Below are 15512 nucleotides of genomic sequence, written 5' to 3'. Positions count from 1 at the left end.
CGTCAATCGGGCATTCTTATGGATGTTCATTCGGTTGGCTTCTTTGAGAACTGGGGGTTTGGCGATTTCCAGTTTCTCAAATCCAATCCGAATGAACCAGAACAACCTATTGAAACATCACAGCTAGCGCCGGTCCGACGTGAAGACATGCCGCATGCACACATGCGGGATGCCGGCTTCCATGAAGATGTCGCCGGTGACGGAAAATCCGTGGGCGGCATAAAACCCCTGCGCCTGCGTCTGGGCATTGAGCATCACCTCGCGGTCGCCTCGCGCGCGCGCCTTCTCCATCAGCGCGCGCAGGATGGCGCCGCCGATGCCGCACTCACGGTATTCGGGCAGCACCGCCATGCGGCCGATGTGCCCGTCCGGCAGCAGGCGACCGGTGCCGACCGCCCTGCCGGCGGCGTCGCGCGCGACCGCATGCAGGCTTTGCGGATCCATCTCGTCCCACTCCAGTTCGAGGGGCACCTTTTGTTCGACGACGAATACCTGGTAGCGGATCGCCTGCGCGTCCTCGCGCAGGGCTTCCCAGGGGCCGGTTTCGATGGCGGTGTTGTTCATGCGGTTGCCGGGGCGAGCCTTTCAAAACGCGTGATCGTCTGCCGCCAGTCCTCGGGGATGGCGACGCCCTTGCGCGCCGACGTGTCGGCATAGACGTAGACGAGTTCGCCCGAGATCAGGTGCTCCTCGCCGCGGAAAATCTCGAGCACGTAGCGCATGGAGCTGCGGCCGAAGGCGGCGCAGCGCACACCGATGTCGAGCACGTCGTCGAAGCGCGCGGGCGCGTGGTATTCCACCGTGGCCTTGCGCGCGAACATCTCGCGGCCGTCGGCTGCCTGCTGCAGCACGCTCGGCAGTTCGGTCGCACGCCAGTACTCGGTGAACGCTACGTCGAAGTAGGTCAGATAGTGGCCGTTGAAAACGATGCCCTGCATGTCGGCTTCGGCCCAGCGCACCCGCAGGGTGTGGAAGAAGGAAAAATCGGCGCGTGCCATGTAATCGTGTCTCCGTGGTGATGATGCCGGAATTATCCGCGATTGCCGCTCAGTCCGCGAGGTAGCCGCGGATCAGGTCGTTGACCCGGGCGGGCTGCTCGTGAATCACCCAGTGGCTGCCTTCCGGGATGCGCGTGACCCTGAGATCGTCGACCACTTCATCCAGTCCGTCGAGCAGGGACTTGGGCAATGCGACATCGCTCTCGCCCCAGATCACGCGGGTCGGCACCCTGACCCGGAAATCGTCCGCCTTCAGTTCCAGCCTGAGCGGGCCGGGATGGTCGGCGGTGGGCGGATGCAGCGGCGAGGCCCGGTAGTAATTGACGCCGCCGGTCAGCCCGCGCGCCCAGCAGGCGTGATAGCGCTTCCTCACCTCGTCGGTGAACCACGGCGTGGGCGACTGGCCGAGACCGTTGAGGAAGCTCTCCAGCATCTTGAAATCGTCCTTGGCCAGCGCGGCCTCGGAGCCTTCGGCGCGCAGCCAGTTCATGTAGGCGCTCGCCTTCTGCTGGGCCGGATCGCCGGCCAGCGCGCGCATGAACAGATAGGGATGCGGCGCGTTGACGATCACCAGCTTGTGCAGCAGCTGCGGCAGCGCGATCGCGAAGTTCCAGGCGATCGCGCCGCCCCAGTCATGCGCGACCATCACGAATTTTTCGTAGCCGAGATGCTCGGCCAGCAGCCGCAGGTCGTCGACGATGTGACGGGGCTTGTAGGCGGCGGCGTCGGACGGCATGTCCGACAGGTTGAAGCCGCGCAGGTCGGGCGCGACCGCGTAGTACTCGCCGCCGAATTCGGCCAGCTGCACTTCCCATTCATACCAGAACTCGGGAAAGCCGTGCACGAACAGCAGCAGCGGCTTGCCCTTCTCTCCGGCGCTTGCGTAGTGCAGGCGCGTGCCGTTCGGCAGCGGTGCGTACTGACCTTCCTGGATGGCAGCTGGCATATCGACCTCCGCTTACTGGATGTTGAGCTTGGACTGGATCAGTTCGCGAATCTGCGGGGCGGCCGCGAACGGGTCGCTCGGATTGCGCTGGGTGACGATGTCTTCCATCCGGGTCTGCACATTGCCCAGCGCCTGCGGATGGGAGTAGATGTAGAACTGGCCGGAAGCGATGGCGTCGAAAGTGCGCTGCGCGACCTCGGCCGCGGTCACCTTGCCCGAGGTGACCGCCTTGTCGGACACCGCCTGCGCCACGATCTGGCTGAGCGTCTTGCCGCTCTCTTCCTTCACGTCGTCCGGACGGTTGCGCTCGGAACGATGGATGCCGGTCGGGACGAAGTACGGGCACAGCACCGAGGCGCCGATCGGCGCCTTGATCAGCTGCAGGTCCTGGTACAGGGTTTCCGACAGCGACACCACCGCGTGCTTGGAGACGTTGTAGATGCCCATGTTGGGGGCGTTGAGCAGGCCGGCCATGGAGGCGGTGTTGACGATATGGCCCTCGTAGCCGGGGTCCTTCTTCGCGCATTCGAGCATCAGGGGAGTGAAGGTGCGCACGCCGTGGATCACGCCCCACAGGTTCACGCCGAGCACCCATTCCCAGTCGGCGATCGAGTTTTCCCAGACCAGGCCGCCGCTGCCGACACCGGCGTTGTTGAAGACGAGATGCACCGCGCCGAACTTCTGCATCGCGGTGTCGGCCAGCGCCTGCACCTGCTCGGCCTTGCGCACGTCGCACAGCACGCCGACGACCTGCGCGCCCAGCCCCTGCAGCTCGGCCACGGTCTTGTCGAGCGCGTCCTGCTGGACGTCCGCCAGCACCAGCTTCATGCCGAGACCGTTGCCGATCAGCGCGAATTCGCGCCCGAAGCCACTGGCGCCGCCGGTGATGACGGCAACCTTGTCCTTGAAGTTCTTCATGCTGTCTCCTTGTGAATATGTCAGATTTTCTTGAGCTGAAAGCCGATGCGCGGGAAATGCACGACCACCTCGCCGGCTTGCGGGTCCTCGCGCCGCACAGCATATTCATTCGCCGCGCAGATCACCAGTTCGCCCTCGACCGGGTCGAGCGCGTAGTCGGTCGGCGTCACGCTGACCCGCTCGCCGAGCGCGATGCCGTGGGTATCGACGAACTCCCGGTCGCCGACGGCGGCCGGCTGCGCCCGCCGCGCGATCTCCACCGCCTGTTCATCGCTGATGCTCGTGTACCGGTAATGTCCGGTCGCCTGCATGCGGTCGGCCCATGCCAGCAGCTTCGGAAAGGCGTCGAGGATGCCCGCGAGCGGCTTGGCCAGGCGGATGAACCAGATGCAGTGCGCGACCGAGAAATCGGCGATCGTCGGCTGCGCGGCAAGCAGGTACTCCCTGTCCGCCAGCATGTCCTCGAGACGCCGCAGATACTCGCGCAGCGCACCCGTCCCGTCCGCGGCGCCGATGCGGGGCGCATTGCCGCGCATCGCCGCGCGGTCGGCGCTGAATGCCTTGATCTGTTCCGGCGGCAGGCCGCCAAGCAAATGGGGCACGGCCGCCGGCTGGAAGACATAGGCGATCACGGTCCAGAACAGGGTGGCATCCGCCCACTGCGCGAGGGTGCGCGCGATGCCGTCCAGACCGGCCGGACAGAGCGGCGGCTGCGGCGCGATGCGCTCGATCACGTCGGCGATCAGCGCGGTGTCGCAATAGATGTCGGCGCCGTTCTGCAGCACCGGCGTGCGCCGGTAGCCGCCGGTGAGCGCCGTCAGGTTCGGCTTGGGCATGATGGCGGGAATGGTGACCGAGGACCACTCCAGCTGCTTGTAGCCGAAGATCAGGCGGATCTTTTCCGAAAACGGCGAGTTCGCGTAATGATGCAGGATGAGGCCGGCCATGACGACTCCCGCCTCAGATCAGCTTGACCAGCTGCTTGCCGAAGTTCTTGCCCTTCAACATGCCGATGAAGGCCTCGGGCGCCGCCTCCAGCCCCTGCGCCACCGACTCGCGGAACCTGAGCTTGCCCGCCGCCACCAGTCCGCCCAGTTCCTGCAGGCCCTGCGGCCAGAGGTCCATGTGCTCGGACACGATGAAGCCGCGCATCGTCAGCCGCATGGTGAGGAAGACGCGGGAGTTTTTGATCGGCATCGGTTCGCCGTCGTAGCCGGCGATCATCCCGCACAGGGCGATGCGGCCGAAGGGATTCATGCGCGCGAGGCTGGCGTCGAAAACATCGCCGCCGACGTTCTCGAACACGGCATCGATGCCGTTCGGGGTGGCGGCGGCCAGATCGGCCTCCAGCCTGCCGGCCTTATAGTCGATGCAGGCGTCGAAGCCGAGTTCATCGACCACATACGCGCATTTTTCGGCGCCGCCGGCGATGCCGACCGCGCGGCAGCCGCGCAGCTTCGCCAGCTGGCCGACCACGCTGCCGACCGCGCCGCTGGCGGCGGAGACGACGATGGTCTCGCCCGGCTTGGGCTGCATGATCTGGGTCAGGCCGTACCAGGCTGTCATGCCCGGCATGCCGACCGCGCCCAGATAGGCGGACAGCGGCACATGAGTGGTATCGAGTTTGCGCAGCAGCGCGCCGTCGGACACGCCCATCTCGGACCAGCCGAACATGCCCTGCACCTTGTCGCCGACCTTGAACTTCGGATGCTTGCTGGCGACCACCTCGCCCACCGTACCGCCGATCATGGTCTCGCCGATCGCCTGCGGCGCGGCATAGCTCTTCACGTCCTCCATCCGCATGCGCATGTAGGGATCGAGCGACAGGTAGTGATTGCGGACCAGCAGCTGGCCGTCGGCGATCTCCGGCACCGGCACTTCCTCGAGACGGAAATTGTCGGGGGTGACCTGCCCCCTGGGACGGGACGCCAGGACCAGGCGCTTGTAGGTGTTCGTCATGTCTGCCTCGCTATGCTTGTTGTACTTGGTTATTCGTGTTCGAGCTTTTTTGCCACATCCAGGCGCTTGAGATACTTGAAGGTCCCCATCGCCTTGGCCACCAGCTTGTCGCCGTCCCACAGCTCGCCGTCGCAGAAGCACATCGTGGTGGAGCGATGGAAGGCCCGTCCCTTCGCCACGATGCGGCCGCCGGCGCGCCCGCAGGGCTGCAGGAAGCTGGTCTTCATCTCCACGGTGACGCCGCCGCGCGCATCGGGATCGAGCGAGCGGCCGGCCATGGACATCACCACGTCGAGCAGCGTCATGGTGACGCCGCCGTGGGTCACCTGCCAGCTGTTCATGTGCCGCTTTTCGAGGTTGAGCGCGATCGCGGCTTCGCCGTTTTCCATGCCGAGAAACTCGACGCCGAGATCGTGCAGAAACGGGATCTCGGCCGGGAACGGCTTGGGTTCCTTGAAATCCATCGGCTTGCCGTCCCTCAGTGCACCGCCGAGACGCCGCCGTCCACCGCCAGCACCTGGCCGGTGATGTGCTTGCCGGCGTCGGAGGCGAACAGCATGGCCGCGCCCTTGAGGTCTTCGTCGTCGCCGATGCGCTGCAGCGGCGCGCGCTGCGCGAGCTTTTCCTCGCCCACCGCTTCCAGCGTGCCCTTGGTCATCTTCGACGGGAAGAATCCCGGTGCCAGCGCGTTGACGGTGATGCCGTAGCGGCCCCATTCGCCGGCCAGCGTGCGGGTGAAGTTGACCACCGCGCCCTTGGAGGTGTTGTAGGCGACGGTCTGCATCGAGCCCGGGCCGTTGCCGGACAAGCCGGCGATCGAGGCGACGTTGATGATGCGGCCGTATTTGCGCGGGATCATCGACGCCTTGCCCACCGCCTGCGACAGCAGGAAGATGCTGCGGATGTTCAGGTTCATCACCTTGTCCCAGGCTTCCAGCGGATAGTCTTCCGCCGGCGCGCCCCAGGTGGCGCCCGCGTTGTTGACGAGGATGTCGATGTGGCCGAGGCGCTTCATCGCCTCATCCACCAGCGGCTGCACCGCGGCTTCCTTCGACAGGTCGGCGGCGATGGCGCTGGCTTCGATGCCGCGCTGGTTCAGATGGGCGACCGCCTCGTCGAGGTCGGCCTGCTTGCGGGAAGACAGCACGATCTTCGCGCCCTGCTCGCCGAGCGCCTCGGCGATCTGCAGGCCGAGGCCGCGGGAGCCGCCGGTGACGAGTGCGGTCTTGCCGTTGAGGTCGAATAATTGTTGTACGTTGCGCATGTGTCGGGTTCCAGGTTACGGGTTACAGAGGTCGGATCTTCAGAACCACTCGTCCTGCATGTCGAGCGTGGTGGTGTCTATGCTTTCCAGCAGGTCCAGCTGGGTGTGGACCTTCGGCAGTTCCCACTTGAAGAAGTAGGCGCAGGCCTGGAGCTTGCCGCGGTAGAAGTCCTCGTCGTGGCCGGTCTTGCTGACGCAGAGCAGTGCCTTCTGCAGCCAGATCCACGCCACCATGGTGTGACCGAAGGCTTCGAGGTAGGCGCTGGCGTTGGCCAGGGTCTTGTTGAGGTCGCCGACGGCATAGAGGGAGCGGGTGACTTGTTCGATGCGCTGCGCGGCCGCAGCCAGTGCCTGCGCGTAGCCGGCCAGTTCGGGCACCTCGCCCGCCCTGGCGATGGTCTTGCGTATTTCCCCGCCGAGCGCCCTGAAGGCGGCGCCGTCCTGCATCACCACCTTGCGGCCGAGCAGGTCCAGGCCCTGGATGCCGTGGGTGCCTTCATGGATGGGATTGAGGCGGTTGTCGCGGTAGAACTGCTCGACATTGTATTCACGCGTGTAGCCATAGCCGCCGTGCACCTGGATCGCGAGGTTGTTCGCTTCGAGACACCACTGCGACGGCCAGGACTTGGCGATCGGGGTCAGGATGTCGAGCAGCAGCGAGGCCTGCTTGCGCGCTTCCGGCGTCTCGGCGGTGCGCTCTTCGTCGACCAGACGCGCGCAGTACAGGTTGAGCGCGAGTCCGCCTTCGACATAGGACTTCTGCGCCAGCAGCATGCGCTTGACGTCGGTGTGCTGGATGATCGGGAGCTGCGGCTGCGCCGGGTCCTTGTTCATCGGATGACGGCCCTGCGGACGCTCGCGCGCATACTCCAGCGCGTGCAGATAGCCGGTGTAGCCGAGCATGACAGCACCGAGGCCGACGCCGATGCGGGCCTCGTTCATCATATGGAACATGTTGGCCAGGCCCTTGTGCACTTCGCCGACCAGGTAGCCGACCGCGCCCGCCTTGCCGCCCGGCCTGAACTTGCCTTCGCCGAAATTGAGCAGGCAGTTGGTGGTGCCGCGGTAACCCATCTTGTGGTTGAGGCCGGCCAGCACCACGTCGTTGCGCTCGCCGATGCTGCCGTCGGGATTGACCAGCTTCTTCGGCACGATGAACAGCGAAATGCCCTTCACGCCCGGGATCAGCTTGCCGTTCTCGTCGGGCACCTTGGCCAGCACCAGGTGGACGATGTTCTCCGACAGCTCATGCTCGCCGGCGGAAATCCACATCTTGTTGCCCTTGAGGCGATAGGTGCCGTCGGGCTGGGGCTCGGCGCGGGTGACGATGTCCGACAGCGAGGAACCGGCCTGCGGCTCGGACAGGCACATGGTGCCGAAGAAGCGGCCTTCCAGCATCGGCTTGACGAAGGTCTCGATCTGCTCCGGCGTGCCGCACTTGAGCAGCGTGTTGGCATTGCCGATGGTGAGGAAGGGATAGGACGAGGTGCCGACGTTGGCGCCCTTGAAGTAGGCGAGGCCGGCCTTTTCGATCAGCACCGGCAGCTGCATGCCGCCGAGTTCGAAATCCTGGCCGGCGGCCATCAGGCCCGATTCGCAGAAGGCCTTCAGCGCGGTTTTCACTTCCGGGATGATGTGCACCTTCTCGCCGTCGAAATGCGGTTCTTCCTGGTCGTTCTTCTTGTTGTGCGGCGCGAACAGGTCGGTAGCGATGCGCTCGCAGGTATCCATCGCGGCATTGAAGGTTTCGCGGCTGTGGTCGGCGTAGCGCGGCCGCGCGGTCAGTTCTTCGGCGCGCAGCAGTTCGTAGAGGATGAAGTCGAGGTCGCGGCGGGAGACGATTTTCGATTGCATGATATCTGTCCTGCAGATGGAGGCGCCGCGGCAGACGCGCCGCGGCACGGTACTGGCGTTGAATGTGCACGTGGGCGCCGCAGCGCCCACGTTTGTCCGGTGTCTTACACCACTTCGAACAGGCCGGCGGCACCCTGTCCGCCGCCGATGCACATGGTGACCACCACGTACTTGGCGCCGCGGCGCTTGCCCTCGATCAGGGCATGGCCGGTCAGGCGCGCGCCCGACACGCCGTAGGGATGGCCGACGGCGATCGCGCCGCCGTTGACGTTGAGGCGGTCGTCGGGGATGCCGAGCTTGTCGCGGCAGTACAGCACCTGCACCGCGAAGGCTTCATTCAGTTCCCACAGGCCGATGTCCTCGATCTTCACGCCGGTCTTCTGCAGCAGCTTGGGAATCGCGAACACCGGGCCGATGCCCATTTCATCCGGTTCGCAGCCGGCGATCGCGAAGCCGCGGAAGATGCCCAGCGGCTGCAGGCCCTTCTGCTCGGCGAGCTTGCTGCTCATGACGATGGCGGCGGAGGCGCCGTCGGAGAACTGGCTGGCATTGCCGGCGGAGATCACGCCGCCCGGCAGCGCGGTGCGGATCTTGGAGACGCCTTCGATCGTGGTGTCGGCGCGGATGCCTTCGTCGGCGGCGATGGTGACTTCGCGCGTCACCAGCATGCCGGTTTCCTTGTCGGCCACGCCCATGATGGTCGTCATCGGCACGATCTCGTCGTTGAACTTGCCGGCGGCCTGCGCGGCGGCGGCGCGCTGCTGGCTGCGCACGCCGTACTCGTCCTGGCGCTCCTTGCTGATGTTGTAGCGCTTGGCCACGGTCTCTGCGGTCTGCAGCATCGGCCAGTAGATTTCCGGCTTGTTCTGGCGCAGCCAGACTTCGGCCAGCATGTGCTTGTTGGCTTCGTTCTGCACGCAGGAGATCGACTCGACGCCGCCGGCCGCATAGACGTCGCCCTCGCCGGCGATGATGCGCTGGGCCGCGGTGGCGATGGTCTGCAGGCCCGAGGAGCAGAAACGGTTGATGGTCATGCCGGCGGTGGTCACCGGGCAGCCGGCGCGCAGCGCGATCTGGCGCGCGATGTTGCTGCCGGTCGCGCCCTCGGGCGTGGCGCAGCCCATGATCACGTCTTCCACCAGCCCCGGCTCGATCCCGGCGCGCTCGATCGCGGCCTTGAGCACATGGCCGCCCATGGTGGCGCCGTGGGTCATGTTGAATGCGCCTTTCCAGGACTTGGCAAGGCCGGTGCGTGCGGTGGATACGATGACGGCGTCAGTCATTTTTGGCTCCTTGAGTGAAGTGTCGGGCGCTCGGATCGGTGTCCGAGACTTGGTTATTTATGCTGTTCGGAAGACAAGCTGAATCGCAGAATAGCATAGTTTTAGCACGATCGTTCGTAAATTATTGCCTGCCGCGAACGGCGCAAACCGGCGCCGGGCCGCCCTTTCCGACCTTGCCGGAGTTGTAAGGTTCTGTAAGTTTGGAGCAAGGCAGACGTAAGGTTCGCGTCGCACACTCCTACCGTGCCAGGAAACCTGCGCATGCATTTTTATTATTAACGAGGAGATAAGCATGGCGACAGTACAAACAACTGCTGTACGCGGCATGACGGCGGAGGAGCGGAAAGTCATTTTCGCATCCTCCCTGGGCACCGTGTTCGAGTGGTACGACTTCTACCTTTACGGCTCGCTGGCCGCGATCATCGCGAAACAGTTCTTCGCCGGCACCGACCCGACCACCGCGTTCATCTTTGCCTTGCTGGCGTTCGCCGCCGGCTTCATCGTCCGTCCTTTCGGCGCGCTGGTGTTCGGCCGCCTCGGCGACATGATCGGCCGTAAGTACACCTTCCTGGTCACCATCCTGATCATGGGCATCTCGACCTTCATCGTCGGCCTGCTGCCCACCTACGCCTCGATCGGCATCGCTGCGCCGATCATCCTGATCACGCTGCGCATCCTGCAGGGCCTCGCGCTCGGCGGCGAGTACGGCGGCGCGGCGACCTACGTCGCCGAGCACGCACCGCACGGCAAGCGCGGCGCCTACACGGCGTGGATCCAGACCACCGCGACCCTGGGCCTGTTCCTGTCGCTGCTGGTCATTCTCGGCACCCGTACCGCGGTCGGCGAAGAAGCCTTCGCGGCGTGGGGCTGGCGCATCCCGTTCCTGCTGTCGGTCTTCCTGCTCGCGATCTCGGTCTGGATCCGCCTGTCGATGAACGAGTCCCCGGCTTTCGCCAAGATGAAGGCTGAAGGCAAGACCTCGAAGGCGCCGCTGTCCGAATCCTTCGGCCAGTGGAAGAACCTGAAGATCGTGATCCTGGCCCTGGTTGGCCTGACCGCCGGCCAGGCCGTGGTCTGGTACACCGGCCAGTTCTACGCACTGTTCTTCCTGACGCAGACGCTGAAGGTCGACGGCGCCACCGCCAACCTGCTGATCGCGGCATCGCTGATCATCGGCACCCCGTTCTTCATCGTCTTCGGTTCGCTGTCCGACAAGATCGGCCGCAAGCCGATCATCCTCGGCGGCTGCCTGATCGCCGCACTCACCTACTTCCCGATCTTCAACGCGCTGACCCACTACGCCAACCCGGCCCTGGAAAACGCGATCAAGAACGCACCGGTGGTGGTGACTGCCGACCCGAACGACTGCCAGTTCCAGTTCAACCCGACCGGCACCAAGAAGTTCACCTCGTCCTGCGACATCGTGAAGGCCAAGCTGGCCGCCGCTTCGGTCAACTACTCCAACGAAGTGGCTCCGGCCGGCACCGCCGCCAGCGTGAAGATCGGCGACAAGGTGATCCAGGCGTACAGCGCCGAAGGCCTGTCCAAGGAAGAAGCCGCCGCCAAGGAAAAAGCATTCAGCAAGGAACTCGGCGACGCCATCAAGGCCGCCGGCTATCCGAGCAAGGCCGATCCGGCTCAGATCAACAAGCCGATGGTGCTGGCGCTGCTGGTGCTTCTGGTGATCTACGTGACCATGGTCTACGGCCCGATCGCCGCGATGCTGGTTGAAATGTTCCCGACCCGTATCCGCTACACCTCGATGTCCCTGCCCTACCACATCGGTAACGGCTGGTTCGGCGGCCTGCTGCCGACCACCTCGTTCGCGCTGGTGGCCTACAAGGGCGACATCTACTACGGCCTCTGGTATCCGATCGTGATCGCCCTGCTCACCTTCGTGATCGGCCTGCTGTTCGTGCGCGAGACCAAGGATCGCGACATCTACGCGAACGACTAATGACAGCTTGATCGTCGCCGGGGCTTCAACAGGGCCCCGGATTCTCCGAGCCGCCGGTTTATCCGGCGGCTTTTTTTTGTTCGGATGCGGGGCCGGACCCGCCGCGCAGGCTAGCCCAGCAGGCGCCGCGCCAGATCGGGGTTTCCATTCTTCAGTGCGATCGCTGCCGCAACCTCGCCCGCATTGTTTTGCAGCGTCGGATTCACCCGGCCGTCCTTCAGCAGAAGGTCGACCAGGATTTCATCCCCGCGCGTCGCCGCCAGGTGCAATACGGAATTGCCATCGTTATCCCGGGCCGCGAGTTGGCCCGGCGCGGCCTCCATCAGTCTTTGGGCACACCCGCCTTGTCCGGCGGCAGCGGCCGCGTGCAGCGGGGTCCTGCCCCCGGCGTCGGGAAGCATCGCGGTCAGCGCGCGGCCGTCCGCGAGAAGCAACTCCAGCACTTCCAGTTTCCCCAGGCGTGCAGCGACATGCAGGACCGTTTCGCCCTCCGTATTCGGGCGCTGAAGTAACTTGAGCCTGCCGGAGCTCTTGAGCATCTTCTCCACCTGATCAAGGTCTCCCGCGCTTACCGCATCCATCAACGTCGGCACCGGCGCAAAGAATTTGCGGATGCTCTGCTGGCCCGCAGGCACCCGCTCGTCGGCCCCCGTCGTTTCGGCCAGCGTCCTGATCGCTTCCCGCAACTGCTCGGGGTCGAGCCGCGCGAGCAGTCCGGCGATCTCGGCGCTGCCCGACGGTCTCGCCTGCGACGGCGCGGCGACGGGCCTGCCGGCCGGTGCGGACACCGCCTTCGGCTTGTCTTCGGCCCTGGCCCCGGCCGCCGCGCGCCGTTTCGTCAGCGCCTGCCTGTGATCGGCAAACACTGAATCGACATAGGCGATCAGGTGTTCCGGTGGGGCACTCGTTTGCGCCGGCTCCCGGGACCCGGGCGGCGTCCCCGGGGTCACCGGCCGCGCCGGGGCGTCGGCGCGCTGCTTGCCACGTTCCATCACGCGCTTCTGGAAATCATTCCGTTCGACCGCGAACAGGCCCGCGAACACTCTCTGCAGCAGCGCGGGCCCGCCCTCGATCTTGTTGTTCTCGCTGATGACGTAATCCATCATGCTGCCGCAGGCGTCGACGATCCTGCGTCTGGCCTCGGGGGGAATATCGAAATTATCCAGTCCCGCGACCTGGGCGGCAAAGATCTGGCGGGCCGATTCCCTCTGCATTTCCGGCGACAGCGTGCCGATGGTGATCGACCGCGCGTTGCTGAACGTCTGTTCGTCGTCGAGCTGCTCGCGCATGGTGAAGATCTTGAGCAGCCCCGCCACGTCGATCCGGAAGGACACGCCGCCCATGGGCCGCAGCGTGATGGACGGGTTCACCGCGTTCGGAGAGAGCAGGCGGTTGAGTTCGATCTTGTCCGCATCGCTCAGCTGCGCCAGTTCCTCGCCCGAAAAGACGAGCACGGCGTCGCCGTCCCCCTGCAGCAGCTCGCTGCATGGACCGAGGGCCTCGTCCACCGAACAGTTGGGAAGCTGCGGCGCGTCCTTGACTTTTTCATTCCGCATGATCGCCAGGAACCGGGGAATGGTCATCTGCACGGCTCTGAGTCCGAGCCGACTGACGATTTCGCGGGGCAGGAAGTCCTTCCCCGCGCCCGCCGGGCCGGTAATGACGAGCGTATTCGCTCCTTTCAGGGCAGGATCGGGCGCATCCTGGCCCGGTGGCAGCGGCACGGTGCTGTCTATGTAGGACCTCAGCAATTCGCTGACGCGCCGCTTGTTGACGTCGCTATCGAAAAGGCCTTCGATGCTCTCCAGCGCCTGGTGAATCTGCTCGCGCTGCGCGACATCGCCGCCCGCTTCCCAATGCGACAGATTCTTGCGTTGCAGCGGCGTGCGCGCGAGCCGATCGAGAAATTTCAGGAAAAACTCGGCGTTCATGTACGATTCATTCGACTTCGCCGCGGCCGCATCCACATAGTTCAGGTAAGTCAGGCTGTTCTTCGCCGCGGTCGACAATTTCTCGGCGAACCGCCGGGCATCCGGCGGCATGTTGTCGATCGCTTCCTTCCATTGCTGCTGCAAGGCTTTATCGACGAAGAGAATCGTGTCCTTTGCCGAAAGCTTCGCCTCCTCCGCCGACGCCAGATACTCTTCGACCGTTGGCAACTCCGCCAGCCTTCTCATACCCTGCCTGTCCAGCGCCTCGAGCTTCTCTTTCGCCGCGTCGAGCATATTGAGGATTGCACTGCCCTCGCGGTATTTCTTGAAGGACGCGTCGACGACGTTCCTCAGTTCCAGCTCGATATCGGACTCGGAGACCTGTGGCCAGCTCGGTCCATGGTCGGGGTCGGGCACGCCCGCCAGCAAGTCATCTCCGGACGATGCGGGCGCCAGATTTCTCGTCCCGTCCATGTAGGCCCTGGCCATGTAGCGCAGCACATCGCCGATGGCCACCTTCATGTTCGACGGCCCCGCGTCCTCCAGGCTTTTGTCGATGATGAACTCCATCAGGTTCGCCATCTCCCGCCGGAGGGACGCGGTTTGTTCGGGGCTGAGGGCGAAGTACGCGGGGATCGTGTTGCGCAGGCACTCCTCGACTGTGCTCCTGGCGATCTCGCGGCGGGCCGGCAGCGGGATGCCCGTGATTTCAATGGGGCAGAAACGCCGAATGATGGCCGGGTCGGTGGGCGCGTGATTGCTGGTGATATAGAACGACGTGCTGCGCAAGTCGACGATGTAGTTGGAGTAGCGCGGCTCGCTCTCCAGGGTGATGATACCCGGCCCCGCCGGGTCGAAGGCGCGCTTGACGGCATCCACGTAGCCCTGATTCGTGCCCATGCCTTCGCCCCCCTTGCCGATGAGGTCCGCCTCGTTGCATATGACCAGCGCGGTACGGCTTTTCATCATCACGTTGAAGAACTGGCTGTGTGCCTTGAAGGGCGAAATCGATGTTCCGCCCCGCTTGTCCGCCTCGTCGGGCGGCGCCATGTACCCGACAAGGTACTTGAAACCGACTTCGACGCCGTCCTCGCCCGACAACTCCACCAGCAGCTTGCCAAGATAGGTCTTGCCGGTCCCCGGCCCGCCCACGCCGAGCAGCACATTCAGCTTGGGCATGCTGTCCCCGTGGGCATCGGGGTCCCACTTGCTGGACCGCTGCATGCGCATGCGCTCGATGAACGTCTCGACGGCCTTCTGACTGTTCTTGTCGCGGGAGACCTGCTGGCTCAGCCGCTTTTCGAGAAAATTGATGCGTTCCCTCTTGCGGACGTCCTCCGGGCTCGTCGTGTCGTAACCCCAGATGTTGACCGGCCTGGCGCACATGCTCTTCCACATGTGCAGGTGAGCGTCGAGCGCCTCGATCAGCTCGCGCACGCGCTCGCCGTCGACCTCCTTGCCGCGTCTTGCGGGAGCGACCAGCGCCATCTCCAGCTCCCGCCGCAAGACCATGACGGAATATCTGCGGTCCTCCGGCATGGTCTCGATCAGTTTCCCGTCCCGGGCAATGATGGTGTCGTACACCGCCTTGAGATCCTCGCTCCGGGTGGGATACAGCTGGCGGACCAAGTCGACGAATGCATGGACCGCGGCCGTCGTTCCGCCGGCCAGCTGCGTGGCCAGCGCGAACTCCATGCCCTGGCCCCCGCTCTGCTGCTGATGGTAGACCGCGAGAAACAGCAGCCCCAGCGCGGTTTTCTCGTCGACACCGAGCGCCCGTCCCGTCATGGCCGCGGGTTGCCTGTCGACGAGGAAGCGGACCGAGTTGAGGACCGCTTCCTGCAGCACGCTTGCGTCATGGCTGGTGAAACGCGTCAGGATGGCACGCGAAACCAGCCCGGCGATCACGCCCGCGGCCACGTTCGCCGCGGCGTCAACGGAGATGAGCCCCGTACGGAAAAGCAGCTTGTGGAGCATGCGGCGGGCGAGTTCGAAGTTGGGCCGGCCGTTTTCCTGAATCAGCCCATGATGGGTGTACTGATGCCATAGCCGCCCGAACTGCGAGGTCCGGTACGCATGCAAGGGGCTGGTATGGATGACTGGCCGGCCAGGCCGCTCACTCGCGGCGTGGGCGATGGCATGGCCGTGTGCCTGTGCAGGCAGCAGCGGCTGACGTTCGCTGTCATGCTCGCGGCGCGATGCCGTGGGCAGGGGGGAACGAGTGAAGATGGCGGGAAAGGAAAAGGGCATTGAACGGGTCCGATAGTCCGATTGGTATGCAGGGAAGTGCACGATGCGGCGGCGTGCGCAGGCGGGCACATGGGGAAGACGCGGCGGTGGAAACCGCCGGCGTGCCTGCAGCGCTTGCGCTTCGCGTTTCGGACGCGTGGGTGGCGGGACGG

General features: G+C 64.9%; 12 protein-coding genes. 1 reads left to right on the top strand and 11 read right to left on the bottom strand.

What is annotated here, in order from left to right:
- Window positions 1-123: 123 nt before the first annotated feature.
- The 10 genes from NCCP691_RS06380 to NCCP691_RS06335 all read right to left on the bottom strand — a co-directional run bounded on the left by NCCP691_RS06380 (window position 124) and on the right by NCCP691_RS06335 (window position 9222).
- Window positions 124-564 (bottom strand): GNAT family N-acetyltransferase, encoded by a 441-nt coding sequence (locus tag NCCP691_RS06380; RefSeq protein WP_220807414.1) that lies wholly within the window; start codon window positions 562-564, stop codon window positions 124-126.
- The gene (locus NCCP691_RS06375; RefSeq protein WP_220807413.1) at window positions 561-998 is read right to left on the bottom strand and encodes an acyl-CoA thioesterase; all 438 of its coding nucleotides are present in this window, start codon (window positions 996-998) and stop codon (window positions 561-563) included. The genes NCCP691_RS06380 and NCCP691_RS06375 overlap by 4 nt, the downstream gene beginning before the upstream one ends.
- A gap of 49 nt (window positions 999-1047) precedes the next feature.
- On the bottom strand, window positions 1048-1944 hold the full coding sequence (locus NCCP691_RS06370; RefSeq protein WP_220807412.1) for an alpha/beta fold hydrolase: 897 nt from the start codon (window positions 1942-1944) through the stop codon (window positions 1048-1050).
- Window positions 1945-1956: 12 nt separating this feature from the next.
- The gene (locus NCCP691_RS06365; RefSeq protein ID WP_220807411.1) at window positions 1957-2862 is read right to left on the bottom strand and encodes an SDR family oxidoreductase; all 906 of its coding nucleotides are present in this window, start codon (window positions 2860-2862) and stop codon (window positions 1957-1959) included.
- 20 nt (window positions 2863-2882) lie between these two features.
- Complete coding sequence (locus NCCP691_RS06360) at window positions 2883-3809, bottom strand: glutathione S-transferase family protein (protein WP_220807410.1); 927 nt, start codon at window positions 3807-3809, stop codon at window positions 2883-2885.
- A gap of 13 nt (window positions 3810-3822) precedes the next feature.
- Window positions 3823-4821 (bottom strand): NADP-dependent oxidoreductase, encoded by a 999-nt coding sequence (locus NCCP691_RS06355; RefSeq protein ID WP_220807409.1) that lies wholly within the window; start codon window positions 4819-4821, stop codon window positions 3823-3825.
- A 29-nt stretch (window positions 4822-4850) separates the two neighbouring features.
- Window positions 4851-5285 (bottom strand): PaaI family thioesterase, encoded by a 435-nt coding sequence (locus NCCP691_RS06350; protein ID WP_220807408.1) that lies wholly within the window; start codon window positions 5283-5285, stop codon window positions 4851-4853.
- Between the two features lie 14 nt (window positions 5286-5299).
- Window positions 5300-6085, bottom strand: coding sequence for an SDR family oxidoreductase (locus NCCP691_RS06345; RefSeq protein ID WP_220807407.1), 786 nt, complete (start codon window positions 6083-6085; stop codon window positions 5300-5302).
- A 39-nt stretch (window positions 6086-6124) separates the two neighbouring features.
- Complete coding sequence (locus NCCP691_RS06340; protein ID WP_220807406.1) at window positions 6125-7939, bottom strand: acyl-CoA dehydrogenase; 1815 nt, start codon at window positions 7937-7939, stop codon at window positions 6125-6127.
- 104 nt (window positions 7940-8043) lie between these two features.
- Window positions 8044-9222, bottom strand: a complete 1179-nt coding sequence (locus NCCP691_RS06335; RefSeq protein WP_220807405.1) for an acetyl-CoA C-acyltransferase — start codon at window positions 9220-9222, stop codon at window positions 8044-8046.
- 292 nt (window positions 9223-9514) lie between these two features.
- On the opposite strand from NCCP691_RS06335, the gene NCCP691_RS06330 reads away from it, so the two are divergent.
- A complete protein-coding gene (locus NCCP691_RS06330; RefSeq protein ID WP_238482339.1) occupies window positions 9515-11179 on the top strand; it encodes an MFS transporter in 1665 nt (554 codons plus the stop codon).
- Window positions 11180-11289: 110 nt separating this feature from the next.
- Here the strand turns inward: NCCP691_RS06330 and NCCP691_RS06325 are convergent, their stop codons facing one another.
- Complete coding sequence (locus NCCP691_RS06325) at window positions 11290-15360, bottom strand: ankyrin repeat domain-containing protein (protein ID WP_220807404.1); 4071 nt, start codon at window positions 15358-15360, stop codon at window positions 11290-11292.
- Window positions 15361-15512: the final 152 nt, after the last annotated feature.

It is taken from the genome of Noviherbaspirillum aridicola (assembly GCF_019656455.1).
GTDB classification, from domain to species: Bacteria; Pseudomonadota; Gammaproteobacteria; order Burkholderiales; family Burkholderiaceae_D; genus Noviherbaspirillum; species Noviherbaspirillum aridicola.
The sequence above is the reverse complement of the archived record's forward strand: the minus strand, read 5'-3'. Positions and strand labels throughout refer to the sequence as shown.